Annotated in this window: 1 protein-coding gene; it reads left to right on the top strand. The window is 59.0% G+C overall.

The window, feature by feature from the left end; genetic code table 11:
* The coding region (locus tag J5M56_RS26515; RefSeq protein ID WP_207938253.1) for an amino acid permease at window positions 1–234 on the top strand (234 nt) is incomplete at both ends.

Below are 234 nucleotides of genomic sequence, written 5' to 3' on the forward strand. Positions count from 1 at the left end.
ACTTTCCAGTATTTGGCCAGGGCAATACGCCGGTTGCCATCGCTTGCGCCTCCGTGCTGCTGTGGGCCGTGCATTTTCTGGTGCTGCGCGGCATCAAGGAGGCGGCGTTCATCAACCAAGTGACCACCGTGGCCAAAATCGTGCCGTTGCTGATCTTCGTGGTCATTGCCGCTTTCGCGTTTCGCGCCGATATCTTCACGCGCGATATTTGGGGCCAGAGCAACCCGCAGTTCG

The sequence above is a fragment of the Pseudomonas sp. 51_B genome (assembly GCF_017491595.1).
Taxonomy (GTDB): Bacteria; Pseudomonadota; Gammaproteobacteria; order Pseudomonadales; family Pseudomonadaceae; genus Aquipseudomonas; species Aquipseudomonas promysalinigenes.